General features: G+C 55.0%; 28 protein-coding genes. 16 read left to right on the top strand and 12 right to left on the bottom strand.

Translation table 11 applies throughout. The annotated features are described in order from the left end of the window. Positions 1–4: 4 nt before the first annotated feature. Both uvrC and Dform_RS02895 read left to right on the top strand, forming a co-directional pair. The gene (uvrC, locus tag Dform_RS02900; RefSeq protein WP_225973720.1) at positions 5–1,891 is read left to right on the top strand and encodes an excinuclease ABC subunit UvrC; all 1,887 of its coding nucleotides are present in this window, start codon (positions 5–7) and stop codon (positions 1,889–1,891) included. Positions 1,892–2,230: 339 nt separating this feature from the next. Then, the gene (locus Dform_RS02895) at positions 2,231–3,055 is read left to right on the top strand and encodes a DUF6544 family protein (RefSeq protein WP_145925520.1); all 825 of its coding nucleotides are present in this window, start codon (positions 2,231–2,233) and stop codon (positions 3,053–3,055) included. 43 nt (positions 3,056–3,098) lie between these two features. On the opposite strand, the gene Dform_RS02890 is transcribed toward Dform_RS02895, so the two are convergent. From Dform_RS02890 to Dform_RS02875, 4 genes are all read right to left on the bottom strand, one after another. Further along, entirely contained in the window at positions 3,099–4,004 is a 906-nt protein-coding gene (locus Dform_RS02890) for a radical SAM protein (protein ID WP_076003682.1), read from the bottom strand. 14 nt (positions 4,005–4,018) lie between these two features. After that, positions 4,019–4,255, bottom strand: a complete 237-nt coding sequence (locus Dform_RS02885; protein WP_225973719.1) for a type II toxin-antitoxin system HicA family toxin — start codon at positions 4,253–4,255, stop codon at positions 4,019–4,021. After that, positions 4,252–4,461: a type II toxin-antitoxin system HicB family antitoxin gene (locus Dform_RS02880; protein WP_076003681.1), complete on the bottom strand. Its 210-nt coding sequence runs from the start codon at positions 4,459–4,461 to the stop codon at positions 4,252–4,254. Before Dform_RS02880 ends, Dform_RS02885 begins: the two co-directional genes overlap by 4 nt. 93 nt (positions 4,462–4,554) lie before the next feature. Next, the gene (locus Dform_RS02875) at positions 4,555–5,397 is read right to left on the bottom strand and encodes a Cof-type HAD-IIB family hydrolase (protein WP_076005041.1); all 843 of its coding nucleotides are present in this window, start codon (positions 5,395–5,397) and stop codon (positions 4,555–4,557) included. A 574-nt stretch (positions 5,398–5,971) separates the two neighbouring features. On the opposite strand from Dform_RS02875, the gene Dform_RS02865 reads away from it, so the two are divergent. From Dform_RS02865 to Dform_RS02845, 5 genes are all read left to right on the top strand, one after another. Beyond that, positions 5,972–7,153, top strand: coding sequence for a DNA polymerase Y family protein (locus tag Dform_RS02865; protein WP_076003679.1), 1,182 nt, complete (start codon positions 5,972–5,974; stop codon positions 7,151–7,153). Continuing rightward, positions 7,102–7,386 carry a hypothetical protein gene (locus tag Dform_RS02860; protein ID WP_076003678.1) on the top strand — a complete coding sequence of 95 codons (285 nt, stop codon included), beginning with the start codon at positions 7,102–7,104 and terminating at the stop codon, positions 7,384–7,386. Before Dform_RS02865 ends, Dform_RS02860 begins: the two co-directional genes overlap by 52 nt. 124 nt (positions 7,387–7,510) lie before the next feature. Then, a complete protein-coding gene (locus Dform_RS02855) occupies positions 7,511–10,645 on the top strand; it encodes a DNA polymerase III subunit alpha (protein WP_076003677.1) in 3,135 nt (1,044 codons plus the stop codon). A 28-nt stretch (positions 10,646–10,673) separates the two neighbouring features. Next, positions 10,674–11,528, top strand: a complete 855-nt coding sequence (locus tag Dform_RS02850; RefSeq protein WP_076003676.1) for a DUF72 domain-containing protein — start codon at positions 10,674–10,676, stop codon at positions 11,526–11,528. A gap of 328 nt (positions 11,529–11,856) precedes the next feature. Beyond that, complete coding sequence (locus Dform_RS02845; protein ID WP_076003675.1) at positions 11,857–12,723, top strand: Vgb family protein; 867 nt, start codon at positions 11,857–11,859, stop codon at positions 12,721–12,723. On the opposite strand, the gene Dform_RS02840 is transcribed toward Dform_RS02845, so the two are convergent. Further along, the gene (locus tag Dform_RS02840; protein WP_083635323.1) at positions 12,720–13,352 is read right to left on the bottom strand and encodes a hydrogenase maturation protease; all 633 of its coding nucleotides are present in this window, start codon (positions 13,350–13,352) and stop codon (positions 12,720–12,722) included. The genes Dform_RS02845 and Dform_RS02840 overlap by 4 nt on opposite strands. Positions 13,353–13,404: 52 nt before the next feature. Between Dform_RS02840 and lsrF the strand changes: the two genes are divergently transcribed. From lsrF to rph, 6 genes are all read left to right on the top strand, one after another. Further along, positions 13,405–14,172, top strand: coding sequence for a 3-hydroxy-5-phosphonooxypentane-2,4-dione thiolase (gene lsrF, locus Dform_RS02835; protein ID WP_076003673.1), 768 nt, complete (start codon positions 13,405–13,407; stop codon positions 14,170–14,172). Positions 14,173–14,310: 138 nt separating this feature from the next. Continuing rightward, positions 14,311–14,625, top strand: coding sequence for a hypothetical protein (locus Dform_RS02830; RefSeq protein WP_076003672.1), 315 nt, complete (start codon positions 14,311–14,313; stop codon positions 14,623–14,625). 66 nt (positions 14,626–14,691) lie between these two features. After that, positions 14,692–15,705: a zinc-dependent dehydrogenase gene (locus Dform_RS02825; protein ID WP_076003671.1), complete on the top strand. Its 1,014-nt coding sequence runs from the start codon at positions 14,692–14,694 to the stop codon at positions 15,703–15,705. Positions 15,706–15,799: 94 nt separating this feature from the next. Further along, positions 15,800–17,323, top strand: coding sequence for a B12-binding domain-containing radical SAM protein (locus Dform_RS02820; protein ID WP_076003670.1), 1,524 nt, complete (start codon positions 15,800–15,802; stop codon positions 17,321–17,323). Positions 17,324–17,416: 93 nt separating this feature from the next. Then, positions 17,417–18,679 carry a glutamate-5-semialdehyde dehydrogenase gene (locus tag Dform_RS02815; protein ID WP_076005040.1) on the top strand — a complete coding sequence of 421 codons (1,263 nt, stop codon included), beginning with the start codon at positions 17,417–17,419 and terminating at the stop codon, positions 18,677–18,679. 34 nt (positions 18,680–18,713) lie between these two features. Next, a complete protein-coding gene (gene rph, locus Dform_RS02810) occupies positions 18,714–19,433 on the top strand; it encodes a ribonuclease PH (protein WP_076003669.1) in 720 nt (239 codons plus the stop codon). Here the strand turns inward: rph and Dform_RS02805 are convergent. After that, positions 19,430–19,906, bottom strand: coding sequence for a CinA family protein (locus tag Dform_RS02805; RefSeq protein ID WP_076003668.1), 477 nt, complete (start codon positions 19,904–19,906; stop codon positions 19,430–19,432). The genes rph and Dform_RS02805 overlap by 4 nt on opposite strands. 165 nt (positions 19,907–20,071) lie before the next feature. Here Dform_RS02805 and Dform_RS02800 point away from each other — a divergent pair, with 165 nt between their 5' ends. Next, complete coding sequence (locus tag Dform_RS02800) at positions 20,072–21,490, top strand: hypothetical protein (RefSeq protein ID WP_076003667.1); 1,419 nt, start codon at positions 20,072–20,074, stop codon at positions 21,488–21,490. After that, positions 21,487–21,759, top strand: coding sequence for a DUF167 domain-containing protein (locus Dform_RS02795; protein ID WP_076003666.1), 273 nt, complete (start codon positions 21,487–21,489; stop codon positions 21,757–21,759). Before Dform_RS02800 ends, Dform_RS02795 begins: the two co-directional genes overlap by 4 nt. On the opposite strand, the gene Dform_RS02790 is transcribed toward Dform_RS02795, so the two are convergent. The 5 genes from Dform_RS02790 to Dform_RS02770 form a co-directional block, all read right to left on the bottom strand. After that, on the bottom strand, positions 21,756–23,279 hold the full coding sequence (locus Dform_RS02790) for a PAS domain-containing sensor histidine kinase (RefSeq protein WP_076003665.1): 1,524 nt from the start codon (positions 23,277–23,279) through the stop codon (positions 21,756–21,758). The genes Dform_RS02795 and Dform_RS02790 overlap by 4 nt on opposite strands. Positions 23,280–23,335: 56 nt before the next feature. Continuing rightward, positions 23,336–23,875 carry a response regulator gene (locus Dform_RS02785; RefSeq protein ID WP_076003664.1) on the bottom strand — a complete coding sequence of 180 codons (540 nt, stop codon included), beginning with the start codon at positions 23,873–23,875 and terminating at the stop codon, positions 23,336–23,338. Positions 23,876–24,014: 139 nt separating this feature from the next. After that, a complete protein-coding gene (locus Dform_RS02780) occupies positions 24,015–24,350 on the bottom strand; it encodes a DUF190 domain-containing protein (protein WP_076003663.1) in 336 nt (111 codons plus the stop codon). Then, on the bottom strand, positions 24,350–24,736 hold the full coding sequence (crcB, locus tag Dform_RS02775) for a fluoride efflux transporter CrcB (RefSeq protein ID WP_076003662.1): 387 nt from the start codon (positions 24,734–24,736) through the stop codon (positions 24,350–24,352). The genes Dform_RS02780 and crcB overlap by 1 nt, the downstream gene beginning before the upstream one ends. A gap of 82 nt (positions 24,737–24,818) precedes the next feature. Continuing rightward, positions 24,819–25,121 (bottom strand): zinc-ribbon domain containing protein, encoded by a 303-nt coding sequence (locus Dform_RS02770; RefSeq protein ID WP_076003661.1) that lies wholly within the window; start codon positions 25,119–25,121, stop codon positions 24,819–24,821. 159 nt (positions 25,122–25,280) lie between these two features. Here Dform_RS02770 and Dform_RS11730 point away from each other — a divergent pair, with 159 nt between their 5' ends. Continuing rightward, positions 25,281–26,429, top strand: a complete 1,149-nt coding sequence (locus tag Dform_RS11730) for a nucleoside monophosphate kinase (protein WP_076003660.1) — start codon at positions 25,281–25,283, stop codon at positions 26,427–26,429. Here the strand turns inward: Dform_RS11730 and Dform_RS11345 are convergent. Further along, positions 26,421–26,585 (bottom strand): hypothetical protein, encoded by a 165-nt coding sequence (locus Dform_RS11345; RefSeq protein ID WP_158513456.1) that lies wholly within the window; start codon positions 26,583–26,585, stop codon positions 26,421–26,423. The genes Dform_RS11730 and Dform_RS11345 overlap by 9 nt on opposite strands. Between the last annotated feature and the right edge of the window lie 76 nt (positions 26,586–26,661).

The following is a 26,661-nucleotide window of genomic DNA, read 5'->3' as shown; positions in this document are numbered from 1 at the left end:
TTCGATGGCACTGAATAGCACCAACGCCCTGCTTCACCCCGCTGCCTCCCCACGCTATGTTAAAATAGTCCCAATGACCACCCCATTCGTTGAAGAGCAGGTGCGGCAGTTGCCGGATGCTCCCGGCGTGTACATCTACAAGGATGAAAAAGGCCGAATCATCTATGTCGGCAAGGCGGTCAACCTCAAAAATCGCGTTCGCAGCTACTTCCGCAACTCTGAAAAACTCGACGAGAAGACCCGCCTCCTAGTCGCCGACATCCGCGACCTGGAATATTTTGTCGTTCCTTCGGAGCAGGACGCCCTCATCCTGGAGCTGAACCTCATCAAGCGGCATCGCCCCCACTACAACATCATGCTCAAGGACGACAAGGGCCTGCCCTACCTCCACATCACCCCCGGCGATTGGCCCAAGCTGGAAGTCACCCGGCGCTACGTCGAGGGCAACGGCCGCTATTTCGGTCCCTTTACCGACGCCCGCAGCGTTCACGGCGTCCTCGACCTGCTCCGGCGCATCTTCCCCTTCCGTTCCTGCACCCAGGACTTGAAAAAGGTCAAGCGCCCCTGCCTGGAATACGACATGCACCGGTGCCCCTCCCCCTGCACTGGCAAGATCCTGGCGGCGGAATACCAGAAAAACATCGACCAGGCTGTCCTCTTGCTTGAAGGCAAGCTCGACCGGGTCTCCCGCCAGCTCAAGGCGGACATGACCGCCGCCGCCGGCAAGATGGACTTCGAGCTTGCCGCCGCCCTGCGCGACCGGATCAGGGACATCGACACTGTTATCGGCGCCCAGCGCATCGCCACCCGGGTCAAGGGTGAGCTGGATGCGGTGGCCTACGTCCAGGCCGGCGACGAGAGTTTCGTCATGGTCTTCTTCGTCCGGGGCGGCAAGCTCATCGGCCGGGAGCATTTCATTCTCAAAGGCACCCAGGATCAGCCGCCTTCGCAGGTGCTCGCCAGCTTCGTCGGCCAGTTCTACAGCGGCGCGGCTCACCTGCCGCCGCTGATCCTTTTGCAGCATGAACCCGACGATAAAGACGTGCTTGAAGGCTGGCTGTCGTCGAAGCGAGGCACCAAGGTCGAGATTTCCGTCCCCCGCCGCGGGCCGCGGGTGGAACTCATGGCGACGGTGGCCGACAACGCCAAAAAAGGCCTCGACCAGTACAAACTGAAGCGTATGCTCACTGGCGCCGAGGACTCGAAAGCCGCCCTTGAGGATTTGGCCAGAGTCCTCGACCTGAAAGAGGCTCCCCACCGCATCGAGGGCTACGATATCTCCAATATCCAGGGCAAAATGGCGGTGGGTTCAATGGTGGTGTTCACCGGCGGCAGGCCGGACTCTAAAAAATACCGCCGTTTCCGCATCAAGACCGTTGAAGGCGCCGATGATTTTGCCATGATGAAAGAGGTCGTCGGCCGCCGTTTCGCCCGTGCTAAGGGTGAATCCGAGGAAAAGTGGGCCAGCCTACCAGACCTGGTGCTCATAGACGGCGGCAAAGGCCAGCTTTCAGCCGCGGTCGAAGCCCTGAAGGAAAAGGATGCTTCAAACACTCCCATCCTCGGACTGGCCAAGGAGCGCGAGGAGATCTTCCTCCCCGGCAAATCCCAACCGATCGTCCTCGAGGAGCGCTCACCCGCGCGCCGCCTTCTCCAAAGAGTGCGCGACGAGGCCCACCGGTTCGCCCTGGGCTACCACACCAACATCAGGGAGAAAAAGTCGGTCGGCTCCAAACTCGACGCGATCCCCGGCATCGGACCGGCGAAGAGGCGAGCTTTAATAAAACGTTTTGCCTCGGTTCCGGGAGTCCGCGCCGCCTCCGTCGAAGAAATCGCCGAAGTCAAAGGCATCACCCCCCAACTCGCCCGCCTCATCAAAGAAAGCTTGTAAAACTGTCTTTGCGAGAACTGCCTGACGGCAGTTCGTGGCAATCGTCCCCGAATAGTACATCAACCCAATCTCCTCGCCCGCTGACACAGCCTGTCCTGAGCCTGTCGAAGGAGGAGAGGACTAAGGTGAGGGAGGCACCCAAGCTCCCATAAAAAACCAAGCTTATTACCCCATCGTCGTTGCGAGGAGCCTGGCGACGAAGCAATCTGCGGTTGGTGTATTATGGTGGACTATCCCCTCCACCTTGTCCGCTTCCTTCAAGACAGCCTATAATCTCCTTGTCATTCTGAGCTTAGCGAAGAATCTCAATCACATACAAAGGATGACCTACCGAACACTATGATTTGGTTAATGATCTTCCTCGTCTTCGACCTCACCATCGCTATCCTTATGGCATTATTGATAGGCCGAGGTTCCAAAACGTGGAACGAATCCCGCCGAATTGAGATCGAGAAACTGAACGCCGATGCCCAACCCATTGATAAAATCTTCGATGCCTCAGCCATCACCAACCTCCCCGCCCCCGTCCGCCGCTACCTCACGAAATCGATCAAACCAGGCACGCCTTTCGTAATTAAACTTCACCTGAAACAGACCGGACAGATGCGCTTCAACCAGCGCTGGATCAAAATCGAAGGCGACCAGTATTATTCGGTCAGTCCCCCAGCTTTTAACTGGCTCGCCCGTATGAAACTCGGTCCCGCCTGGATTGCCGCCCGCGATCGTTACTCCAACGGCAAAGGCAATATGCTGATCAGCATCCTATCCACCTTCCCACTCTTCGATGTACGCGGGCCGGAAATAGATAATGCCTCTCTCCTGCGATACCTTTCGGAACTGCCCTGGCTGCCGACCGCCTTTCTCTCCGGCAATATCACCTGGAAGGAAATCGACGATCGAAATGCCGCGGCTACTTTCACCGATAACGGCGTAACCGCCTCCGGAATCTTTCACTTCAACGACGATGACGAGGTCGTCGCCTTCATCTCTTCCGGCAGGTTCCGCAACGACACCGGTAAGATGACCCCCTGGTCAGGAACGTGGTCGAACTATCGCGAATTCAACGGCTTCCGCATCCCCACCGAAGGCAACGCCGTCTGGAACGCCCCGGAGGGTGATTTTGAATACATCAGGCTGAAAGTCGAAACGGCAGAGTACAAGTAACTGTCTTCTGCCAAATTCCGCATCCTGCCATTATCGCGAGGGCTTAAGCGGGACTTTCTCCATACACCCCCGCCGGCCCCAGGTATTCCGGCAACTTGCCCCTCAAATTCTTCCTCGCCTCATAACACATGTGGCAAGCATCGACATGCCCCGCCGCTAACTCCAGCCCGTACCGAGCCGCCAACTCCGCCGGTCCGCCTTCGATAAGCGGTCCTGCGACCGGGTGAGCCTTGCCTTTGTAATTCTTGACCAGTTCCGCCAGCGGTGTCTTCCAGATATTGCCCATGAGCAACCCCTGGCACAGGTGGACGTTGCCGAAGGAATCGAGGTGCACCCTCGACGGGTTGGCCAGATCCTCATCAGGGCATTCCCTGAATTTCTTCGAATCCGTTCTCGGCAAATCCCCTATCACGCACTCTGCCGCCCTCCCCCTAAACCTCACCCCGCCCCCGATTATTGGCTCGCCCTTCTTCCTGCCCTTCGTTTCGACGGTTACCGAAGGCTTTTCGATGCACATGGTGTAAGCCGAAAGTCCCAGCTTGTCCGCCACGGCCATCGCCGCCTCCGCCGGGCTCTGTTTGCCTACCGGCGTGTGAAAAGAATCATGGGAAAGCGCCAGTTCGCCAAGACCGAGGTCGATCAGCGGTTTCAGCCACAGTTCCGCCGACTCCGGGTCCGTCGCCCAATAGGCGTTCGACACGATCCCGGACTTAAGCCGGTTTTCTTTGGCCAGCCTCAACCCTTCGAGCAGCAACGGATAATAAAGGAACGGCTCGCCACCCTCGAAATAAACGTTGTCGATGGATTTAACCCCGGCGATCTGGGCAAAGGCCGCCCGCAGTTGGGCAACGGTAAATGTTCCCTCGGCATCGGGACTGCCGAACAAAAAGCAGTGCTCGCATGCGGAGCTGCAGCGATAGGTTAATAGGAAATGTATTCCGGTAAGCATAGCTATATTTTAGCTCAGGTCGCCGTGAAATCCTCAAACGCCAACCCGCTGCCGTCGATGATGCTTTTCATTGTCCCTGTAGGCAGGTCACGCCCCATGTGATACGGCACGATAACTTGCCTGCACTCCTTGAAGATAACGCAGGAACGCCACTTCTGGTGGCTGCCTCGCTGACCGATCAGCAGAAATCCGTGGTGCTCAAGAATCCGGACCACGTTTTCAGCCGTCCGGTGGGGAACATGGGAGGTCAATCCAAATTTACCTCCACCTCGCATACTTTACCCGTGCACTCATTGCTGATTTCCGATGGCTCGAGATATAGCTTGATCGCCTCGGTGGCATTGGAGATCGCTTCCTCTTCGGTCAGCCCGAAGCTGTTGCAGCCCGGCAATTCCGGGCAATAAGCGGAGTAATCACTTGTCTGAGGGTCTTTCTCGACGATTATCCGAAATTTCATTGTGACCTCCATTTCGTTCCATTTTCCTCTCCCCCGAGTGGGAGAGGAACTAAAGGAGAGGGGATCAGCATCGTCGCCAAATCTTTAATGATGTCACCTGCCCAGGATTAATTTATCTATCGCCGCCGCCACCCCCGACTCCTCCACCGGGAGGGTGACATGGTCGGCGATTGCTTTAAGTTCGTCCCGCCAGTTACCCATGGCGATCTTCAATCCGGCTTTTTCGAGGAGCGGAATATCATTGGTGCCGTCCCCGATCGCCATCACTTTATCCAGGCTGATATTGAAATGCCCCGCCAGTTTTTCGAGGGCTGAACCTTTGGAAACTCTCGGATCGACCACGTTTACGAAACGGACATCCGGGTAAGCCGGCGTTCGGGCGATCGAGCCCCGCAAATTACCCTGGAAGTGCTCCATAAAAAGCCGGTGCTTGGCTTCCTCTTCATTGTTATGCACCATCAACTCGCACTTGATGATGGTTTCCTTGCCCGCGACGTCATCGAAATTGGCCAGCGTGCTGTGCAGGCCGAAAAACTCGCGGTGTATCTTGTCCGCCCAGGTGATCTCTTCGACGAAATATCGATCGATGGCATACAACTCGAGGTAAATACTGTTCTGCCGGGCGAAGTCGACCGCTTCCCGCAGCGTTTCAGGGTTGACAGGTTGCGAGAAAATCGTATCCTTGTTACTCAGATCGTAGACTAGAGCCCCGTCGAAAAAAATGTGGACTCCGTCCAGCCCAAGCTCGGCGATGTATCTGCGGCAGGCGTCGACAACCCTCCCGGTCGAAAGAGCGACTTTGATGCCCCTGCCCCGGGCTTCGGCGATGGCTATTTTATCGGCGTTCGAGATATTGCCCCGGCTGTCGATGATGGTCCCGTCCATATCGATGACGAGAAGTTCATAAAATTTTTCAAACTCAACATCCCCAGTCATTCTGACTTCCATTCGTCTTTGCGAGGACTGCCTATATTCCCCTTTCCTCTCCCTGATGGGAGAGGAAGTGAAGGAGAGGGTGAAAAGCCTCCATATCCGAGTTTGCCACCCCATCTGTCTTTGCGAGACCCGTGATTTTATCGGGGTCGTGGCAATCGTCCCCGAATAGTACACCAATCTCTGTCATTCTGAGCGCAGCGAAGAATCTCAATGCCGCCTCACCACTGACCAATTAATTATGCGACGGTTTCTCCCCATCCCACAACATTACTACCCCCGCCCTTGACAAATGAACAATGGTTCTATTATAATATTAGAACACCTGAGTTAGAACACTTTTTGAATCTCCTCGCCCGCCACGAAGCCTGGCCTGAGCTTGTCGAAGGAGGAGAGGACTAAAGCCTGCACTGAGCGAAGCGAATGTGGTGAGGGCTGGAAAAAATGATGGCCAGGTTGAAAATGAAAAGGAAATATTTTTGGATCGTTTTCCGCAAAGGTCAAAATTTGAACGCAGAAATGAGTCGTTCCAGTCGTTTTTGCATCTATAAAAGCATCTAACAAATATTGAAGGTTGATGATGAAGCTGCTGTGCGTTCTCCTGCCCCATTTTCCCCTGAAGTGCGAGATAATTAAAAAACCGGAACTGGCCGGCCGCCCCGCCGCGGTCACCTACTCCGTCGGCTCTCAGAAACTGCTGCTGGACTTCTCCTCCGATCTTAACGGCCTCGAGCGTGACATGCCCCTCCAGCAAGCCCTCTCCCGCCACGGCGAAATGGAACTCCTCCACGCCGACATGGCGCACTACTGGAGCGTCTTCAACGGTGTGCTGGACGCCCTGGAGAAGGTCAGCCCTCTCGTCGAGGGCAGTACCCTCGGCGATATCTACATCGGCTGCGACGGCCTCGAGATGCTCTACCCCACCGACAATGACCTTGTCGCCGCCGTGCGCAAGGTTCTGCCCGACGGCTTCGAGGCCCGCCTGGGCATCGCCGGGGGCAAGTTCCCCTCTTATCTTGCTGCCCTCGACAGCAAATCGGATGGCTACAAGACAATTCAAGGCGATGCCGCCGCCTACTTCAAAGACCTTTCCTGCGATCTGCTGCCGGTATCGCTCAAAAGCAAGATGCGGCTCCATGACTTCGGTCTGCACACCCTCGGCAAGGTCGCCGAACTGCCTATCCACAAGCTGGAGGCACAGTTCGGCCCCGAGGGCCGGCGCATCGGCGAGCTCGCCGCCGGCTCCGATGACACCCTACTCTACCCGAGGTTGTCTGAGGAACTCATCGAGGAAAGCACATCTCTGCCCTCGGCCACCGAGTCGCTGGACATCATGCTCATGGCCATCGAATCGCTGCTTTCCCGCGCTTTCGCCCGCTTCGGCCACCGCGGCGCCGGCATCCGCTGCGTCGAGCTATGGAGCCACACCAGCCTGTCCGAGCATTGGCAGAAGGCGGTCCACTTCAAAGAACCGGCGATGAATATCAAAACAGCCCTGACGCGCATTCGCCAGGTCATGGAATACTGTCCCCAGCCCGGCCCGGTGGAAGAGCTTGGCATGAAGATCACCCGCATCGGCCGCCCGGACGGCCGCCAGAGCAGCATCTTCACCGAGGTCAGGTCTGGTGAGAAACTGGCCGGCGATATCAAGCAACTGGAACTCAAACTGGGCGCGCCGCAATTATTCAAGATCAAAGAGGTCGAACCATGGTCGCGGATACCGGAAAGACGCTTCACGCTGATACCCTTAAACCGGTAAACCTGCCGGAACCCATCGCTGTCGATGAAGACTCTGCCGGAGGGCCGAGGGTGGTGACATTGGGGCGTAAGCTCCCTGTCGCCGTCATCGATGACGTCTGGCGCATCGACGATGAATGGTGGCGCGCAAGGGCGCTTTCACGCATGTACTACGCCGTCATCCTCGTTAATGGTCGGCGGCTGACCATCTTCAAAGACCTCGTCGATGGCAAATGGTACCACCAAACCTATTGAAAATCCGAAATTCGAATATCGAAGCACGAAACAATATCAAATGACCAAAATACTCAATATTGAAGCTGGATTTTTTGCTTTGTGCTTTGAATTTGTTTTGGATTTCGTGCTTCGGATTTAGGCAATGAACTACGCTGAACTTCATTGTCATAGCTACTACTCTTTCCACGACGGCGCTTCCTCCCTGGAGGAACTGCTTACCCGGTCGAAGGAACTTGGCTACACCGCGCTGGCCGTCACCGACCACGACAACCTCTGCGGGGCGATGCGCTATGCCCATCTTTCGAAATCTCTTGAGTTCCCCGGCATCATTGGCGCAGAGATCACCATTAAGGGCGGCTACCACCTGACCTTCCTCGCCGAGAACCGCGCGGGCTACCGCAACCTCTGCCGCCTCATCACCGCTGCCCATGAGGCCCCCGACCGGCTCAATCCCGAACTGCCGCCGGAGATCATCGGCGAGCATACGGCAGGACTGATTTGTTTATCCGGTTGCCCCAAAGGTGAACTCCCGCAACTTGTCGAAGCGGGAAAGCTCGACGAAGCGAGGCAGCTTATCAGGCAGTATCTTAGCTGGTTCGGCAGCGATAACTACTTTGTCGAGCTTCAGAGCAACCTGGTCTATGGCGACCGCGCCCGCAACAAGACGCTGGTTGCCCTCGCCCGCGAGTGCGGCGCCCAGCTTGTCGCTACAGGCAACGTCCACTACCATGTCCGAGAGCGCCACCGCCTGCAGGACTGCCTGGCCGCCGTAAAAGCCTGCCAGAGCCTGGAGGCAAGCCACCGTGAGCGGCGGCCCAACTCCGAGTTCTACCTGCGTCCTGTTTCAGAGATCGAAGCCATTTTCGACTTTTGCCCCGATGCGGTATCCAACACCGTGAAGATCGCTGAGCGCTGCCGCTTCGACCTGACGCAGGACTCCGGCTATACCTTCCCGGACTACCCGGTGCCTGATGGCTTTACCCAGGATAGTTTCCTGGAAAAACTGTGCCTCGATGCAGCAGTACGTCGCTACGGCTCTATTACCCCCAAGGTTAAGTCCCGCCTCGATGAGGAGTTCCACCTGATAAGGAAGCACAAGCTAGCCGGCTTCCTCCTCCTCTACCGCGATGTCATTACTCTCGGTCGAGAGGCTATGATCGACCAGGGGCTGTCCGACCCGTCGCTAACCCTTGAGGAGAACCCTCCAGGCCGCGGCCGCGGTTCATCTGTGGCCCTTCTCATCGGCTATCTCATCGGCCTTTCGCACATCGATCCACTTCAATACAACCTGTCGCTGGAACGGTTCCTGCCTGAAGATGCCATGGGCTGTGTGCCGGACATCGACCTGGATTTCCCGCGCTCCATCCGGGAAGACCTTATCCTGCGAACGCACGGCAAGTGGGGCTGGCGCAATGCCGCCCTGGCCGGAACCATTGCCACCTACCAGATCAAGGGAGCCGTCCGCGACCTCGGCAAGGCTTTGGGGCTGCCGCTGGAGGAGGTCGACCAGCTTTCCAAGCACGTCGACTGGGGCAGCGCCTGGAGGCTTGGGGCCCAGATGGAAAAGAACCCCCACTTCCGGGACAAGATAGATTCTCCGGTCTGGCGTGACCTCATCGAACTGGCCGCCGAACTGGACGGCTTCCCGAAGTACATGGGGCAGCACCCCGGCGGCATGATAATCTCCACCGACCCTCTGACAGATATCGTGCCGGTGCAGCGCGGCGCCATCGACGGCCGCTACGTCTGCCAGTGGGACAAGGACAGCATCGATGATGCAGGATTCGTTAAGATCGACTTCCTGGCCCTCGGCGCCCTGTCCCAGATGCAGGAAGCGGTCGAACTTATCAAAAAACGCACCGGGCAGCGCATCGACATGTCCCGCATCGACTTCGAAGACCAGAAGGTCTATGACATGCTCGGCAAAGGCGATACCATCGGCATCTTTCAGGTGGAATCCGCCGCCCAGATGCAGACGATCACTCGATTGCGACCTCGAAATCTTCTGGACATGGCCCACGAGGTGGCGGCTGTCCGGCCGGGCGTCGGCGTCAACGGCGGCGTGCAGGATTACCTGGCACGTCGCAGCGGCAAAAAACCGGTGGTCTATGACCATCCGCTTGAAACTAAAGCATTGGGACGCACTCTCGGCATCATCCTTTTCCAGGACCAGGTCAACCAGCTGGCCATCGACATTGCCGGTTTCTCCCCCCTCGCCGCCGACCAGCTAAGGCGCGCCTTCGGCCGCCACCATAATGAGGCTTTGCTTGATAACTATCATCAGAAATTCATGGCAGGCGCTGCCGCCCGGGGTGTCGGTGAAGCCGCCGCAGAGGCCATCTGGGAAAAGTTCAACGGGCAGTACATGTTCCCGGAGTCACACGCCTTTGCCTTCGGCGTCACCGCCTACCAGGCATCGTGGCTGAAGCTCTATTACCCGCTGGAATTCTTCGTCGCCATATTTAACCAGCAGCCCATGGGCTTCTACAACCTTGAAACACTCAAGGAGGATGCCCGGCGCCACGGCGTGACCGTGCTCAACCCGGATATCAACCGCAGTTCTTCTGTCAGCGTCATCGAGGGTAACGCATTGCGGCTGGGTTTTCTCCACGTCGGCGGGCTTGGGGGTGCCTCTGCCGATGCCATCCTCGAAAGCAGGAAATCAGGGCCTTTCATCAACATCGGCGATTTCCTGGAAAGAAGCGGCGTGCTTGAAGAGACGGCTTTAGCTCTGGCAGCAGCCGGTGCCTTCGATTCTATTGAACCAAATCGCCGCCAGGTCAAGTGGGAGATCGGCCTGCGCTACCGGCCGGTCAATTCGCAGCTTTTCCTGCCGCTGCCTGTTAAGCAGGATATGGCCAAACTCTCGTCTTTGACATCGTGGGAAAAGATGCAGGAAGAATACAACGTCCTCGGGCTGTTCCCAGCCGGGCATATCATGGCCAGCTTGCGGCCCCGTTTCAGCCGCTGGGTGAGCTCCAGCAAGGATATCGAGCACCTTAGCGATGGCGATGAAGTGACCACCGCCGGCATGGTCATCCGCCGCCAGAGGCCTCGCGGCAAAGTGGTCTTCATCACCCTTGAAGATGAATTCGGCCACGTGCCTCTCATGGTCTTCCCCCAGGTCTATGGCCGCCAGGAGCACAAGTTCAAATCTCCTTTCCTGGTGGTCAAAGGCAGGCTGTCGCGCCGGGAAGGCACCCATAACGTGGTGGTAAACGAGGTCAGGCCCTTCTCAGCTTTGGAAAAGGCTCCTTCATCCAAGGACTGGCATTAATTCTTGCCTAGAGTGTTAGAATTTGAACATGGCAGAATACCGCATCGGTACTTCAGGTTGGAGCTATCCCAGGGGCGAGGGGACCTGGAACGGTTACTTCTACCCGCCCGGGACTAAAAATGAACTCGGCTATTACAGCCAGTTCTTTAATTGCGTCGAAATCAATTCGTCGTTTTATTCCCCGATCAACCCCACCTGGGCGGAAAGCTGGGTCAGAAAAACCCCGGACGATTTCGTTTTTACCGCAAAGTTATGGCAGAAATTCACCCACCCGAAGATGTTCGAGGCCGCAACCGGCGAAGCAGCGGCAATCTCCAGAGACGATGTCGATTTATACCTAAAAGGGATCGAGCCACTTTGGCAATCCGGCAAGTTGGGTGCAATACTGGCACAATTTCCGCCCAGTTTCGAGAATGACAAATCCGGACGTCAAACGCTCGAAGCTGTTTTGGATACTTTTGGCGAGTATCCAATCGCTATAGAATTGCGGCACAAGAGCTGGAGCGACGATCCCGCAACCGCAACTCTTCTGGCACATTTCAATGCCGCCTGGGTTCAGATCGATGAACCGAAATTTAGTTTTTCTATCTCCCGCGAACTGCCGGTCACCTCCACTAGCCTGGCCTATTTCCGATTCCATGGCCGTAACGCCGAGGATTGGTGGACTGGCAATAATGAGACGCGCTACCGCTATCTTTACGCTCCCAACGAGATCGAGGAGCTTTCAGAGAGGGTAAGGGCATCGTCAGCATCTGTTCAAAAGATCCTGGTATTTTTCAATAACCACTGGAAGGCTTACGCGCCCAGGAATGCCGGAGATCTTATAAAGTCACTGGGGTTGTCTTTTCAGGGCATCCCGACATTGAATTTGGCGGAAGATTGAGAAACAGATTCAAGCTATTCGCATGATTCTGATGGTACTTACGTTCATCTGAATTAGGACTTATTGGTGATTCAAATTTCCACCCCTCCAGTCTAATAATACCTATGTAATATTGTACAAATGGAGGCAATCCGTAATAACTATGTTTAAACATACCCGCCTATCGAAATCATTTGTTGAAGTAATTGGGTGCATATGCTTGTTTGTTCTTCTAAGTATCTCAGGTGTAGCGTGTGCAGGATCCCCTGGCGCCCCGGGAGAGGCCGGTCCTCAGGGACCAAAGGGCGATACCGGAGCCACCGGCCCTCAGGGACCCGCCGGAGGTTCGTTGAACCTTACCGATATCGCTCTGCAACGCTGGTGGCAAGCGAATCAATCAGGCATCTCATATTCGGTCGGTACTTCTCCCACCTCGGCATGTTTCGACGGAGCGAACGTCTGGGTTGCCAATTCCGTCGCAGGGACGCTGACTAAATTCAGAGCAAATGATGGACTTAACTTAGGAAATTACGGCGTCGGTGCCGCACCGGTAGCAATGTGTTTTGACGGAGCCAACATCTGGGTCGTCCATGGTAGTAATAATGTGAGCAAAATCGCCGCGAGCAATGGCGCCATCCTCGGCACTTTCACCGTAGGCACGAATCCTTCAGGCGTTTGTTTCGATGGAGCCAATATCTGGGTATCGAACGCGGGAAGTAACAGTGTAACCAAAATCAAAGCCAACACCGGAACCGTCCTGGGTACATACAATGTTGGTACCAATCCCAAAGCTATTTGTTTTGACGGGAACAACATATGGGTTGCCAACGATGGAAGCAATAACGTAAGTAGACTCAGGGCAAACGATGGCACTACGCTCGGTACGTTCAACGTGGGTACCAATCCACGTTCAATCTGCTTCGATGGGACTAATCTCTGGCTCGGGAACTATGGAAGTAACAATGTTTCCAAAGTCCGGGCAAGTGACGGGACCGTGGTTGGTACATACTCCAGTGGCACCCCAACTGCGGTGTGCTTCGATGGTTACAACATTTGGGTTGCTAACGACGTCAATAATAATATAAGCCAGCTCAGTGTCAGTGATGGCGGGACTGTCGGCACTTATAATGTCGGTACCAATCCCAGATCGATATGTTTTGACGGCGCCAATATCTGGGTTGTGAACTTCGGCAGCAACAATATCAGTAAGATTTAGCTGCTTCCAGGACCCTGGGGAACCGAGCCAATGGAATAAATCGTCGGGAAAGATGTCACATACTTCCCAAGACTGGCAAACTCGTCCCCGATTACCCCTCGCAGAAATTCGACGGCGGCATCGGCAGCCTCGGATAGTGCGGGTGACAATTCAAAACTCCAGTCCATCGTCTCCGGCGGGGTCGCCAGGACAAATACTTCTGGCTCACAGCCAATAATAGCTGCTATCTGGATGAGTTCTAATACGCCGACCTGGTGGAAGGAGACTACCTTTTTGCCGGGCTCAATCGAAGTACCCCCCGGTTTGAATAGAAACAAATCTCCTGGGGGCTTTTCAAGCGCGATTATGTCGACAATAATTAGCCGGGTGACCCCTTCTAGATGCCCTAACAGGTCAAACCCCCCTACCCCGCCCTCCATGATACGAACATCGGTTGGTAATTGAGTTTTAGCTAAGCGTCGGGCTACGTGAACGCCGAACCCTTCGTCACCAGCTGCTATGTTACCGGCTCCAAGAATCAGAGTAGTTTTCTTTATATCAGTTTCCAATGATGGTTTCCTTTCAGCGCCACAATAATGCATCATTAAATTCTTTGCAACTTGTGGATCGTTGATGAGTCCAGTTGCCACCCATGCCTTGTTTACCTATACTACTCTCGATATCACGAATTAGGAGTCTTCAATGGATTTTGGAATGGGCAATCGTCTTTCTCGCATCTTCCAAGAAGACGGGCGTACAGTCATGCTGGCAGTCGATCACGGCTATTTCCAGGGTCCGACCACCGGCCTTTCCGATTTTGGTGCTTGCATTCCGCCACTCGTCAGCGAAGCGGATTGTGTGTTCATCACTCGCGGGATGCTACGGAGTTGCATCAGCCCCTCCATCGATGCTTCGATCTGTTTGCGTGTCTCCGGCGGCACCAGCATTCTCGGCGAGCTCTCTCGCGAAGAGGTCACGGTTTCCGTCGAAGAGGCACTGAGGCTTAACGCCTCAGCCGTCGGCATGTCGATCTTCGTCGGCGCGCCCGACGAAAACCTGACCATCGCAGCCCTGGGAAAACTGGTGAACGAGGCCGAGCGGTACGGTTTGCCGGTCATGGCGGTCACGGCGGTGGGCAAGGACATGGGACGCGATGCCCGCTACCTGGGGCTTGCCTGCCGTATCGCCGCGGAGACCGGGGCGCGGATTGTCAAAACATATTATTGCGAAGATTTCCAGAAGGTGGTTGCCGGCTGCCCGGTGCCTATTGTGATTGCCGGCGGCAAGAAGATGCCGGAAATGGAAGCCTTGCAGATGACGGAGAACGCCCTCAAGGCGGGGGCGGCGGGGGTGGATATGGGCCGCAACATCTTCCAATCGACCAATCCGGCCGGGATGATCAAGGCTGTTAAGGCTATCGTGCACGAAGGATTGACAGCGGAGGAAGCGTTCAGGATTTTCGAACAGTAGGTTGGGATTTTGGAGATAACATCAGGCAATCATTCTGATTATTGCCCTTAGTAATATAATTCATCATTTCTGACATCGTATTTTCATTGAGGTATGGTTTATGATCCGATTCGATGTTCTAGATGAGGGTAATAACATATGCCTAAGAATACTGAAAGCAAGTTGCAATATTACATTAATTTAGCCGAACATGGGACTGAATTTGATATCGATTTGATCATGAAAGATTTGGATTCTAACACGACTATTATTGATTCTAAATTCATTGATTATGCCTTGAGCTTGGTAAAATCAGCAAAGGGAATTGAAGTCATCGGTGAGTATCTCTTCAAAGGAACTCAAATCCAAAGAAATTATTGCACATTGTTTTTTAACAGACGGGACGATTGGCCCATTGTAAAAAAAGCATTCATGATGGGTTTAATAGATGAAATTCAAGCATTTTCTAAATAGAAACTTGATTGTTAGAAGTCTTCTTCGTAGCAAACGTAATCATGGGAAGGCTAAGTTCCCGATAAAATGAAAGTCGCAGTTTACTACTCCAATAGTGATATCCGTATCGAAGAGCGGCCGGTGCCGGAAATCGGCCCGGGCGAAATACTCGTTAAGATGAAAGCCTGCGGCATCTGTGGCACCGACGTAATGGAGTGGTACCGCAAGCCAAAAGCGCCCCGTGTCCTCGGCCACGAGATGGCCGGTGAGATCGTCAAAATCGGAGACCGAGTTACCGGTTACAGCCTCGGCGATCGCGTTTTCGTCTCTCACCACGTCCCCTGCTTCGACTGCCACTATTGCCGCAACGGCCGGGAGAGCGCCTGCGAGACATTGCATACTGGAAATTACGACCCGGGAGGGTTCGCTGAATACCTCCGCATTCCCGAAATAAACGTGAGATACGGCACCTTCCGACTACCCAATCAGGTGAATTTTGAAGAGGCGGCGATGATCGAGCCGCTGGCCTGCGTTGTCTCCGGGCAGAAACGGCTCAATCTCCGCAAAGGGCAAACCGTTTTGATCATCGGTTCCGGTATTTCAGGATTATGTCATGTACTCCTGGCTAAAGCTGCAGGGGCCCGAGTTATAGCCACCGACATCAATGATTTCCGCCTGAAGAAAGCCGCTGAACTGGGGGCTGATGTCACCATCCATGCCGCGGTCTACTCGTCCGAGGAACTCAGGAAAGTGAACGAAGGACATTTGGCCGAGACGGTCATCGTCTGCGCCGGCGCCGACAAAGCTGTGTCCGACGCCATCGCCTCGGTTGATAAACGAGGAACGATCCTCTTCTTCGCCGTACCGCAGAAGCCGCTGGAATTGCCTTCTGTACGTTTCTGGCGGGAAGAGATCTCTGTGCTATTTTCCTACGGCGCGGCTACGGACGAAATCAAGGAATCCCTCGAGCTGATGGCAACCAACCGATTCGACGCGAAAAAGATGATCAGCCATCGTGTGCCTCTATCAAAGATCGTCGATGGGTTTGGGCTGGTGGCGGGGGCGGGGGAGTCGCTTAAAGTAGTAATCGTTCCGGACTGACGATTCGATTTCAAGCAGCCTAATGGTTGTTTGACTTATCTCGTGTCAAAGGCTACCCTTGTTTTAAAAGTGATCTTGTGCCGGTGGATCATATATGAACATACTCTTGGTTTACCCCCGCTACCCCGAGACTTTCTGGAGTTTCCGCCACGCCCTCAAATTCATCAGCAAACGGGCGTCATTCCCCCCTCTTGGTCTTTTGACCATTGCCTCGATGCTACCCAAAGAATGGGACTTGCGCCTGGCAGATCTTAACGTCAATTCCCTTAAAGCAAAGGATCTTGAATGGGCTGACGCCATTTATATTTCTGCCATGGCCATCCAGCGTAAGTCCGCCACAGAGATAATCGAAAAAGCCCGGGCAGCCGGCAAAATGGTGGTCGCCGGCGGGCCGTATTTCACAACCGAGTACGATCGCATCCAGGGAGTGGACCACTTCGTCCTGGATGAAGCTGAACTCACTCTGCCTTTGTTTCTCGCCGACCTCGCAGCCGGAACACCCCAACCCATCTATCGCTCAGCGGACAAACCCGATATCACCAAAACCCCGATACCAATGTGGAGACTTCTCGATAAATCCGCGTATTCCTCGATGTCATTGCAGTATTCTCGCGGCTGTCCCTTCAATTGCGAGTTCTGCGATATTGTCGTGCTGTTCGGCCGTAAACCCCGGGTGAAAACAGCTGATCAGGTAGTTCTCGAATTGCAGTCTCTGTACGATACCGGATGGCGGGCTGGCGTTTTCTTCGTGGATGACAACCTTATCGGAAATAAACGCCACCTGAAGGCCGAGGTACTCCCGGCAATCACCCGCTGGCAGGAGAAGCACAAATTCCCGTTCAGCCTCTCGACGGAAGTTTCCATCAACCTGGCTGATGATGACGAGTTGATGAAAGCCATGGCGGATGCCGGTTTTTTCCAGGTTTTCGTCGGCGTCGAGACTCCTAATCCGGAAAGCCTGGCTGAGTGCGACAAAGGCCAGAATGAAAACCGCGACATGGTCGCGGCGGTCAGGAAAATCCAATCCGCGGGTCTCCAGGTCCAGGGCGGCTTCATCGTCGGATTTGATTCGGACCCGCCCTCGATTTTCAAATCGCAGATAGCTTTTATTCAGAATAGCGGTATAGTCACCGCCATGGTAGGTCTCCTCAACGCGCCTAGAGGTACGAGGTTATTCCAACGCCTCAAGAAGGAAAACCGGATGCTGGAGGATTTTGGCGGGGATAACACTGACTCTACGCTCAATTTCGAACCCAAGATGCCGCGGAAAACCCTCATTGAGGGATACCGGCACCTGCTGGAAACCATCTACTCTCCCAAGCAATACTATGAGCGGACCAAATTATTCCTTCGCAATTACAACCCGCGGATTCGGGGCCGCCTCCCGCGTTTTGAATTTCACCACATCGCGGCGTTCTTCCGTTCATTGTGGAAGCTTGGGATTGTCGAAAAGGGACGTATCTATTATTGGAAACTCCTGGCGTTCAGCCTGTTCAGGAGACCCAAGGTGTTCCCGCTGGCAGTGACGCTCTCCATCACAGGTTATCATCTGCGGAAGATCACCGAAAAGATATTGAAAACGCCGATCTCGGGGGGATCGGGCAGCGGGAGCGCCTGATCTGCACAGGGTATCCAGCCTCGTTCCTTGCCTCTGGTAAAACCTTCAACTATACTTTGCCTATCTTGAATTAAGGTGATTACCGTGGACCCCATTGTTGAACTGGAAATGCAGTGCCGCCGCGCCAAACTGGCTAGCCGGAAACTGGCTTACACGGGAACCGCGGCCAAGAATTCGGCGCTGGAACATATCGCCGATGATCTCCTCTCCCAAAAAGAGGTCATTCTGGAAGCGAATGCCATTGACCAGTTGGACGCCAGGAAAATCGGCATGGCTCCGGCAATGCTGGACCGCCTGGCGCTCACTCCCCACAGTGTCGACCTGATCGCCGCCGACGTGCGGAGCGTTGCCGGACTGCCTGACCCGGTTGGCGAGATTTTCGACATGAGGACTTTGCCCAACGGCTTGACGCTGGGCAAAAAGCGGGTTCCGCTCGGGGTGATCGCGGCGATCTACGAATCCCGCCCCAATGTCACGATCGATATCACGGCATTGTGCCTGAAAGCCGGCAATGCCGTAATCCTTCGGGGCGGCAAGGAAACCATCAACTCCAACAGAGCCCTTGTAAAAATTATCGTCGGCGCTCTTGAGCGCGCGGGTTTAGACCCGAATGTCGTCCAATTCATCGATAACACCGATCGCTCACTGGTGCCGCACCTGTTGAAAATGAATGACCAGGTAGACCTGGTCATCCCCCGCGGCGGGACCGGCTTGATAAAGTTCGTCAAAGAAAATTCCAGCATCCCGGTGGTTGCCGGGGGCGCCGGAGTCTGCCACACCTTCGTCGATGCCTCTGCCAGGGTTGATCGGGCAACGGCGATCGTGTACAACGCCAAGGTGCAAAAGCCATCGGCCTGCAACGCCCTGGATACAATCCTGGTGCATAAAGATATTGCCGCCCGGTATCTCCCTGAAGCCGCCGCTGAATTAGCCGGATCCGGCGTCGAATTGCGTTGTGACCCGAGATCCCTGGCAATACTTGGTTCGCTGCCGGGATTGAAACTGGTGCCCGCCGTCGATGCCGATTGGGGAAAGGAATACCTGGCGCTTATTGCCGCGATCAAGATTGTCGATTCCTTGGACGAGGCTTTGGATCACATCGCCGCTTATGGTGACGGGCATTCGGAAGCCATTATTACCGAGGATTACACCAACGCCCAGCGTTTTATGAACGAAGTGGACGCCGCCGCGGTCTATGTCAACACTTCGACCAGGTTCACCGATGGCGCCCAATTCGGCTTAGGCGCCGAAGTCGGTATTTCGACGCAAAAAATGCACGCCCGCGGCCCGCTCGGCCTCAAGGAAATTACCAGCTACAAATGGCTGGTATACGGCTCGGGGCAAGCCCGCCCATAACATTTTTGTCACTGACTGTTTGAAAGGTTTAATCATGCCCAGACTAGACAGCCGCGCGCCCGACGAGCTACGCCCCATCAGGATTACTCCTGGATACCAGACCTATGCCGAAGGCTCGGTGCTCATCGAACAGGGCAATACCAGGGTAATCGTTTCCGTTACCATGGAGGAAAAAGTACCGCCGTTTTTAAAGAACAGCGGCACGGGCTGGGTGACGGCGGAATACGCCATGCTGCCGAGGTCGACCACAACGCGCACGCCGCGCGATTCAGCCGGCAAGATCTCGGGTCGCAGCCAGGAGATCCAGCGCCTTGTCGGGCGTTCGCTCCGTGGTGTAACCGATCTGGCGGCGCTTGGTGAACGGAGCTTTACCGTCGATTGCGACGTTCTCCAGGCTGATGCTGGCACCAGGACCGCTTCAATCACCGGCGGCTATGTCGCCTTATACCTGGCGTTCTCCAAACTGCACCGGCTGGGTATTTTCAAGAGCATGCCCCTAAGATCACAGGTCGCGGGGGTCTCGGTCAGCGTTTACAAGGGCAACATCCTTCTGGATCCTGCTTTCGATGAAGACTGCAACGCCGAATCCGACTTCAACCTGGTGATGAATTCCCGGGGTGAATTCATAGAGGTCCAGGGCACCGCAGAGAAGAAAGCTTACTCCCGGGAGACCCTGGACGCCGTTCTGGCTCTCGGAGAAAAAGGCATCAGACAGCTATTTGAAATCCAGGCTGCGACGATAAAAGGTCTTTAGCCGTTGGCGAGGTGCTCGACGGCCCACTTAAGCGCCGCCGCGACCGCTTGACCCCGGTTTTCACCGCGGTTGCCCTTGAAGATGAATTTTCTGCTCCAAACTCCTTCCGGAGTAGCCAGTCCGATGTAAAAAAGGCCGACCGGTTTTCCGGCGCTTTCGCCCCCGGGCCCGGCGATACCCGAATCTGAAAGGCAGATATCCACGCCAAGCGCCTTGCGTCCGCCTGCTGCCATCTCTTCCGCTACCTGTGGACTGACTGCGCCATATGCCAACAGGGTCTCGTATCTGACCCCGCACAGACGGATCTTCAGTTCGTTGTGATAGGTAACCAGGCCGCCTTTGAAGTATTTGGAGGCGCCAGAGACTGAAGTGAGCCGCTCGGCGATCATGCCTCCGGTGGCGGATTCCACCGTGCCGATTATCAAACCGTGGTCTTGAAGGAGCTTCGCAAGCTGGTTTTCCAAGGAAGTCATAGCCGCCTCTCGTTTCGGGTGCTTTCGGGAGTATTATACCAGAGCGGTTTTCGTTTCAGATGATGTAATATTGCCGCGGCTTCTATTTGTTTGTTATATTATGTTGGCAATTTGCGCCAAAAAATACCAAGTAATATAAGACTTGCGAACAGAACCTGATCAAGAATGCTTAAACTCCTGACTCCAAGAATCAATCTTTTTTTCATCGGCGTCTTTTTAAAATTGGGTTTTTCCACCCTCACTGGCGGACCCTATGTTGTTTCCCCGAGCAAATCGGTACTGGGCATCATCTCATGGATCCTCTGGTTCGGTGTCCTGTGGCTGGTGGCCCTTCCCAAGACCGATCTGATATTGTCCCGCTGGAATAACCATCTTAAAAAAGTAACTGTAGCAATCGTGCTACTCTTATCCTTTGCCGGGATTTCGATCGCCGGCATCTACGTTGGCTTGAAAACCAATCTGCTCAACCCTGACTCCTTCAACGAGCCAATAAAATCGGGACTTGCCTATTTCAAGACCCAGCCGCGTTACTCCGACGGCGCCGCTTTGACCCAGCAGGCGACGGAAAACTTTATCGACGGCAAAAACCCCTATGCTTCGTCGAACATCATCACCGCTATGGAAACTTATGACGGCCAAGCCAGCGATAATAACGGCCCCTTCGTCAATCTGACCCCCATCCAGGAAGGCCGCTTCTCCGAGGTTTTCCCTTATCCCAGCCAGGAAGCGTTGACGTCCCTTTGGGAACAGTCGAAGGTAAATCCGACTTCGATACCGATCGAACTTGAGTCCCGGCTTTCCTATCCCGCAGGATCATTCCTGATCTCAGTGCCTTTTATGCTTGCGGGGCTGGATAATATGCAACTAGTTGTGGGCTTGTTTTTGCTCGCTGCCATAGTTTTCGGATTGTGGCGTATCCCCGGGAAAAGCCGATTGATTTTCGCCATCGCCGCCGCGGTCAGCCTGGAATTGTGGATAACGGGTTTGATCGGTCTCGAGAAGCGATTGGTCATTTTCCCGTTTATGGTCGCCGGCTGGTTGCTAATTCCCAGGTATCCGAAACTTTCGATGCTCCTCCTGGGTGCCGGCGCCGCCGCCTATCAAACCGTCTGGTTCCTGGTGCCCTTCGCCGCGATTTACGTTTACCACGTATGGGGTTGGAAGCGAGCGGCAGCGGGTGTTGCCCTTGCGGCAGCGGTGTTTGCGGCGTTAAACTTGCCTTTCATTGTTGCCGACCCTGTGCTATGGTTCCGGTCGGTTATGGCCCCGGTATTCGATCCGCTTTATCCCCTTGGGGTCGGATTGGTCAGCCTGACTGAAACTGGTATTGTTAATATCGAATCGTCTGCCGTATTTACTCTACTGGAGTTGGCAGCTTTAGGCGGTGGCCTGTGGTGGTACTATAAAAACGGACCGAAATATCCTTCAACCGGGCTGCTGCTCGCCATCCTTCCGGTATTTTTTGCCTGGCGCAGCCTCAATTCCTATTTTTTCTATTTTGACATCATTCTGCTGGCCGCCGTATTGATCGAATACCATTCCCGCGACCTTTCCAGGCCGGCGGCGATCAAAGTAATTACGTGAGCCGGACCCTGGTAGACATCCACGTCCAGCCGGGAGCGCGCAAGACCGAGGTCGTCGGGCTGTTCGGTGAAGCGGTCAAGATCAAGATAGCGGCAACCCCCGAACGGGGACTGGCCAACGAAGCGCTTGTTGAGTTTATCGCGGAACGCCTCGGCATTCCCAGAGGTGCGGTCAAACTGGTCAGGGGCCGGACCGGCCGTCATAAAACTGTCGCGGTTGAAGGAATGACCGAATCCGAAGCCCGCCACAGATTGCTGGATATCGGCTAGGTAGGTTCCTCGTCCGGGCACTGGCTGTTTTTAAGCGGCAGGGCCACGGTGAATGTCGCCCCCTTACCGTAGTCGCTGGAGACGCTTATCCGGCCGCCGTGCTCCAGGACAATACCGTGGCAAATCGAAAGGCCCAAACCCGTGCCCCCGCTCTCCGTCCTGGTGGTGAAAAACGGATCGAACAACTTATCCAGATTTTCGCCTTTGATGCCCGGACCGTTGTCGGCGATGGTGACCACGATCTGACCTTCAAGTAAACCAGTCGTTACCGTCAACCGGTCACCCTTTTTGGCATTGGTCATCGCCTGCTCGGCATTGACAATAAGGTTAACGAATACCTGTTCCATCTGATAAAAATCAGCCATAAAACAGGGCAGATCCGCCAGATGGGTCAACACCTGGATATTCTGCTGGCGCAGTTCGTACTCCCTCAGAGCCAGAGATTCCCTGATGATCTTATTGATGTCTACCGGCTCCTTGGAAGGCTGTCGGCGCCGGGCGAAGGTCAGCAGGTTTTGGACCACCCTCGCCGCCCTGGTCGCTTCGCCATGGATGCGTTTCAGGTCCGCTGCGGTTTTCTCATCGGTTGCTTTTCTGATCAGGCGCTCGGAATATCCGATTATGCCGGTAAGCGGGTTATTGATCTCATGCGCCACTCCTGCGGCCAGTTCTCCAATGGAAGCTAGCCTGGCGGACACGTTGAGTTCCGACTGAAGCTGGAGTTCGCGTTTCTCCGCCTGTTGCCTGGCGGAAGTGTCCCTGGCAAAAGCCCAATAATAGTTCTTGTCGTTGAGCAGGATATAATTAATGAGTACTTCAACCGGAATGACCTGCCCATCCTGGCGTCGATATTCCGACTGCCAGATCATCGAACCGGATTGCTTCAGGTCTTTAAGCAGGCGGAGCCATTCTCGCCGGGAACGGCTGGCGTCTATGTCAGAAACATTGTGAGACATCAGTTGCCCCAGGTTGTAACCCAGCATGCGGCAAGCCGCGCCGTTGGCGTACAGAATAGCCCCCTCTTCGCTGAGCCAGAGGATTGATTCCGGGGCGTTTTCGACGGCGAAGCGTGTCAGCCTCCCCATCTCCTGGGCGGTCTTCAGGTGAGTGACGTCAATGCAGGAAAGAAGCGAAAGGTCGGTGCCCGGGAACATGGCGACGGTGATTTCGATCTCGTGGCTGCCGCCGTTCTGGTCGATCAGTTTGAATTCGTAATGTTCCGGAGCGGTACCGGGATGGCTGCGCCGCAGCCGGTGATAGTCCTGGGCTTTCTTGCGGTCGGCTTCGGCGACAAACTCGAACCAGGAATGTTTACCCTCAATCTCGGGGACGGGCAGATCAACGAGCCTGGACATGGCTTCGTTCGCCAACACCATGATTCCGGCGTCGTTCAGCACAGCCGCCGCGGTGCCCGAACGTTCGAACATTGTCCGGAAGGTGTTGGCCGCATCGCCGAGCAGCCTCTGCTCCACGACCTCGCGAATGGTTATACCCCGGCGCTCCGCCTCACGGCCCGGCATGGATGCTTTCTCCGGGCTTACCGTATCGGAAACCAGTAAAAATCACGGCGGTCGTCCTAGCTTCGGCCAATACGTATAAAGCTCTTCACGGCGTTCAGGACGTCGGCCTCTCCAAAAGGCTTGTTCATCACCCCGAACGGCCCCTGGGCCAACGCGGCGGCCATGGATTCGCTGTCAGGGAAACCGGTGATGATAGTAACCGGCAGGTCGGGATCGATGGTGCGGATTTTTCTCAGTACATCCGCGCCGCTCATGCCCGGCATCTTCAGATCAAGAAAAACCAGCGCGAAATCCTTGGCCTTGATGTATTCAAGCGCTTCGGCACCGCTGCCAGCGGTGATCACCCTATGGCCGGCGTCTTCGAGAATGTCGCGGAAAAGGTCCCGTATCGTCTGGTCGTCGTCGACAACCAGGATATTGGCTTTGGCGCCGACCGCGGTTGATTTCAACCACTCGTCGATAGACGCTTTATCGAATCGCCAGCTGTGGCTAACCTTGAGAGCTGGAATCGATCCCTGTTGTAAGAGTCTATAAACCGTCTTCTGGGTCACTCTAAGATAATCCGCGACTTCCCTGACAGTAAGTAATTCCGGCATACAATCTCCTCGAGCCCTGGCGCCTTCCTGACGGAGGGGCGGCGTTCAGTATACTATTGTGGACATTTGTAGTCAAGAAAAGTGGCGGTTTTAGTACCTGTTCCTTTTGGCAAATCCGGGATCAAGATATCCGGCGGAGTTATGCTGGCGAATAGCGGATAACCCAGGCCTTTTCGAGCGTGATCAGCCCGCCGGTCATTAGTTTTTCGACTTCCGGAAGCACGTCGTCGAGATGTTCCTGTGAATCAATCACTTCAACGATTACCGGCAGGTCCTGGGAAAGTTGTAACAAGTGTGCCGAATGGATTCGGCTATGCGCCCCAAATCCGGCAATGCCCCGGAGGACCGTCGCCCCGGCAAGACCCCTTCTTCTGAAAAGCTCAAGCAGAGCCATATGAAGCGGCTTGCCGTCTGTGATATCCGACTCGCCGATGAAAATACGCATCAATACCTGCTCGCCCTCGATGATGTGCATCAACTTCCTCCGGCTAACATCCGCCCGGTGAAAATCCCCGCCACCACCGCAGCGATTCCCAGGGCAAGGCTGGTCATAATATTAAGCGCGACAGATCCCCACGCGCCATCCTGGATGAGTTGGACCGTTTCATAGGTGAAGGTTGAAAATGTGGTGAAGGCGCCGAGGAAGCCGATGGCAACAGCGGTACGCAGGTGCGGCGGGATGAGGTCGGTGCTCATCCCTAGTTGCATCAAAAGACCCAGCAAAAAGCTGCCGATAACGTTGACCGCCAGGGTGCCGTACGGGAAACTCTGACCAAACGCCGAATAAACCGCGCCTGACAGGGCGAAGCGGCATACCGATCCCAGCGCCCCCGCCCCAGCGATAAGAATTACCAATTTCATCGCAATATCTTAGTCAATTTCAAAGCGTCGCACAAAAACAAAGAGCCCCGGACGGGGCTCTTTGAACTCAATACTGGAAAATTTAGTAAGCGCTCTTGGACTTAGCGAAACAATCGCTGCAATAAACCGGCCGGCCGTTTCGAGGTTCGAACGGTACCTGGGTCTCTTTACCGCAGGCGGCGCAAACGGCAGGGAACATCTGGCGGGGACCGCCTGAATTACCGGCGCCGGAACCGCCGCGGGTCTGTTTGCGGGATTGTCGGCAGGTCGGGCATCGCTTGGGCTCGTTGGTGAAGCCCTTGGAAGCGAAGAACTCCTGCTCAGAAGCGCTGAACGTAAAATCAGTGCCGCAGTCTGCGCATTGGATGGTTTTGTCTTGGGCCATGGATGACTTTTGCTCCTTTTTTTTATATACTTTGGTTTACGGTTTGGTCATCCGGACCGTGGGACAAACCGCCTTGGCTTGGATACCAACTTTCAACCGCACTAGAGTATGCCACTACGCCAGTTGCGCTGTCAACAGTAAAATCAGGTTTATTTATTCGTGAATATTCAACCGCCCCGGAAAGTCAAGGTAGTACCGTACTGTAACGAGTGGCCACTGCTTTTCAAGGTCGAGGCGGATGCGCTCAGATCAGCCTTTGGGGATCTGATTGTGGAAATCCATCACGTTGGTTCCACCTCGATTCCCGGAGCCGCTGCCAAACCGGTCATCGACATCATCACCGTGGTCACCGACATCGGCCGGGTTGATGCCGTTAACGACAGGTTAGCCGCCATCGGCTATTCCGCCAAAGGCGAATATGGGATCTCAGGCCGGCGGTTTTTTATCAAAGAGACCGATGGCGAACGGAGCCATCACCTGCATGTCTTCCAGCAAGGAAATCCGGAGATCAGCCGCCATCTGGCATTCCGGGATTACCTGATTGCCCATCCGAGCCGACTGGAGGAATATTGCCGCTTGAAATCCAAGCTGGCATCTACTTTCCCCGAAAACATGGAAGCCTATGTTATGGGCAAAGATAGTTTTATCAAGGAAATCGACCGAAAAGCGGCAACCTGGCGCTCCGGTATGCCCCGCGCTATTCTTCTCCTCGGCCCCACCGGAGCGGGCAAAACTCCGCTCGGCGAGCTCTTGGAAAGACAAGGCCTTGGCGGTAATAAATGCTTCCATTTCGATTTCGGCGCACAGCTTCGCCGCTATGCCGCCGCCCCTACCGGGCTGCTGTCCGGCACCGAGATGGAAATCATCAGGACCTCCCTCCGCACCGGTGCCTTGCTCACCGACGGGGAGTTTCCCATCGCCGAAAAGTTGCTGGGTGCCTTCATCGAGGATAAAGGAATTTCCGGCGGCGTCCTGACTGTCATGAACGGATTGCCTCGCCATGCCGGCCAGGCCGCCGCTCTGGCAAAGACGGTAAACATGACAGCTATCGTCGTTCTTGAGTGTGCGCCGGGAACGGTGATCGAGCGCATCCGCACCGACGCCGGCGGCGACCGCGGCGGGCGGCGTGACGACAGCATTGAGGAAGTCACAAAAAAACTGGCCATCTTCGCCGAGAAAACGTTGCCGCTGGTCAAATACTATGAAGGGCGTGGGGTGCCGGTCATTCACATTGGGGTCGAAGCTTGTTCATCGGCGAATGACAGCCGTGATGAACTCTCCCGTCAGCTCCCGCGAGTTTTAAGCTAACTCCATCAATTGTTGTTGCAGCGCTTCGACCAATCTTCCCGGCTCATCGGCGGCTAGGTAAACGGTGCGCACCGGAAATGCCTTCTGGTTCCAGTTGTCCGTGGTGCTGCAATCTATTATCTCGAACCTGAAAAGAGCCAGCTCAATCAGGGACAAAACGGCAACAACTATTTGATAAAATCAATCTTTCATTGTCCGAATCATAAATGATGCAATATCCTGGGGTAATTCA

The organism is Dehalogenimonas formicexedens, from assembly GCF_001953175.1.
Taxonomy (GTDB): domain Bacteria; phylum Chloroflexota; class Dehalococcoidia; order Dehalococcoidales; family Dehalococcoidaceae; genus Dehalogenimonas; species Dehalogenimonas formicexedens.
This window is presented reverse-complemented; position numbering and strand designations above follow the sequence as displayed.

Excerpts from the sequence above, each read along its gene's own strand:
- uvrC (WP_225973720.1), top strand. The coding sequence starts at position 5 with ATGGCACTGAATAGCACCAACGCCCTGCTTCACCCCGCTGCCTCCCCA.
- Dform_RS02895 (WP_145925520.1), top strand. The coding sequence starts at position 2,231 with ATGATTTGGTTAATGATCTTCCTCGTCTTCGACCTCACCATCGCTATC.
- Dform_RS02890 (WP_076003682.1), bottom strand. The coding sequence starts at position 4,004 with ATGCTTACCGGAATACATTTCCTATTAACCTATCGCTGCAGCTCCGCA.
- Dform_RS02880 (WP_076003681.1), bottom strand. The coding sequence starts at position 4,461 with ATGAAATTTCGGATAATCGTCGAGAAAGACCCTCAGACAAGTGATTAC.
- Dform_RS02875 (WP_076005041.1), bottom strand. The coding sequence starts at position 5,397 with ATGACTGGGGATGTTGAGTTTGAAAAATTTTATGAACTTCTCGTCATC.
- Dform_RS02865 (WP_076003679.1), top strand. The coding sequence starts at position 5,972 with ATGATGAAGCTGCTGTGCGTTCTCCTGCCCCATTTTCCCCTGAAGTGC.
- Dform_RS02860 (WP_076003678.1), top strand. The coding sequence starts at position 7,102 with ATGGTCGCGGATACCGGAAAGACGCTTCACGCTGATACCCTTAAACCG.
- Dform_RS02855 (WP_076003677.1), top strand. The coding sequence starts at position 7,511 with ATGAACTACGCTGAACTTCATTGTCATAGCTACTACTCTTTCCACGAC.
- Dform_RS02850 (WP_076003676.1), top strand. The coding sequence starts at position 10,674 with ATGGCAGAATACCGCATCGGTACTTCAGGTTGGAGCTATCCCAGGGGC.
- lsrF (WP_076003673.1), top strand. The coding sequence starts at position 13,405 with ATGGATTTTGGAATGGGCAATCGTCTTTCTCGCATCTTCCAAGAAGAC.
- Dform_RS02830 (WP_076003672.1), top strand. The coding sequence starts at position 14,311 with ATGCCTAAGAATACTGAAAGCAAGTTGCAATATTACATTAATTTAGCC.
- Dform_RS02825 (WP_076003671.1), top strand. The coding sequence starts at position 14,692 with ATGAAAGTCGCAGTTTACTACTCCAATAGTGATATCCGTATCGAAGAG.
- Dform_RS02820 (WP_076003670.1), top strand. The coding sequence starts at position 15,800 with ATGAACATACTCTTGGTTTACCCCCGCTACCCCGAGACTTTCTGGAGT.
- rph (WP_076003669.1), top strand. The coding sequence starts at position 18,714 with ATGCCCAGACTAGACAGCCGCGCGCCCGACGAGCTACGCCCCATCAGG.
- Dform_RS02805 (WP_076003668.1), bottom strand. The coding sequence starts at position 19,906 with ATGACTTCCTTGGAAAACCAGCTTGCGAAGCTCCTTCAAGACCACGGT.
- Dform_RS02800 (WP_076003667.1), top strand. The coding sequence starts at position 20,072 with ATGCTTAAACTCCTGACTCCAAGAATCAATCTTTTTTTCATCGGCGTC.
- Dform_RS02790 (WP_076003665.1), bottom strand. The coding sequence starts at position 23,279 with ATGCCGGGCCGTGAGGCGGAGCGCCGGGGTATAACCATTCGCGAGGTC.
- Dform_RS02785 (WP_076003664.1), bottom strand. The coding sequence starts at position 23,875 with ATGCCGGAATTACTTACTGTCAGGGAAGTCGCGGATTATCTTAGAGTG.
- Dform_RS02780 (WP_076003663.1), bottom strand. The coding sequence starts at position 24,350 with ATGCACATCATCGAGGGCGAGCAGGTATTGATGCGTATTTTCATCGGC.
- crcB (WP_076003662.1), bottom strand. The coding sequence starts at position 24,736 with ATGAAATTGGTAATTCTTATCGCTGGGGCGGGGGCGCTGGGATCGGTA.
- Dform_RS02770 (WP_076003661.1), bottom strand. The coding sequence starts at position 25,121 with ATGGCCCAAGACAAAACCATCCAATGCGCAGACTGCGGCACTGATTTT.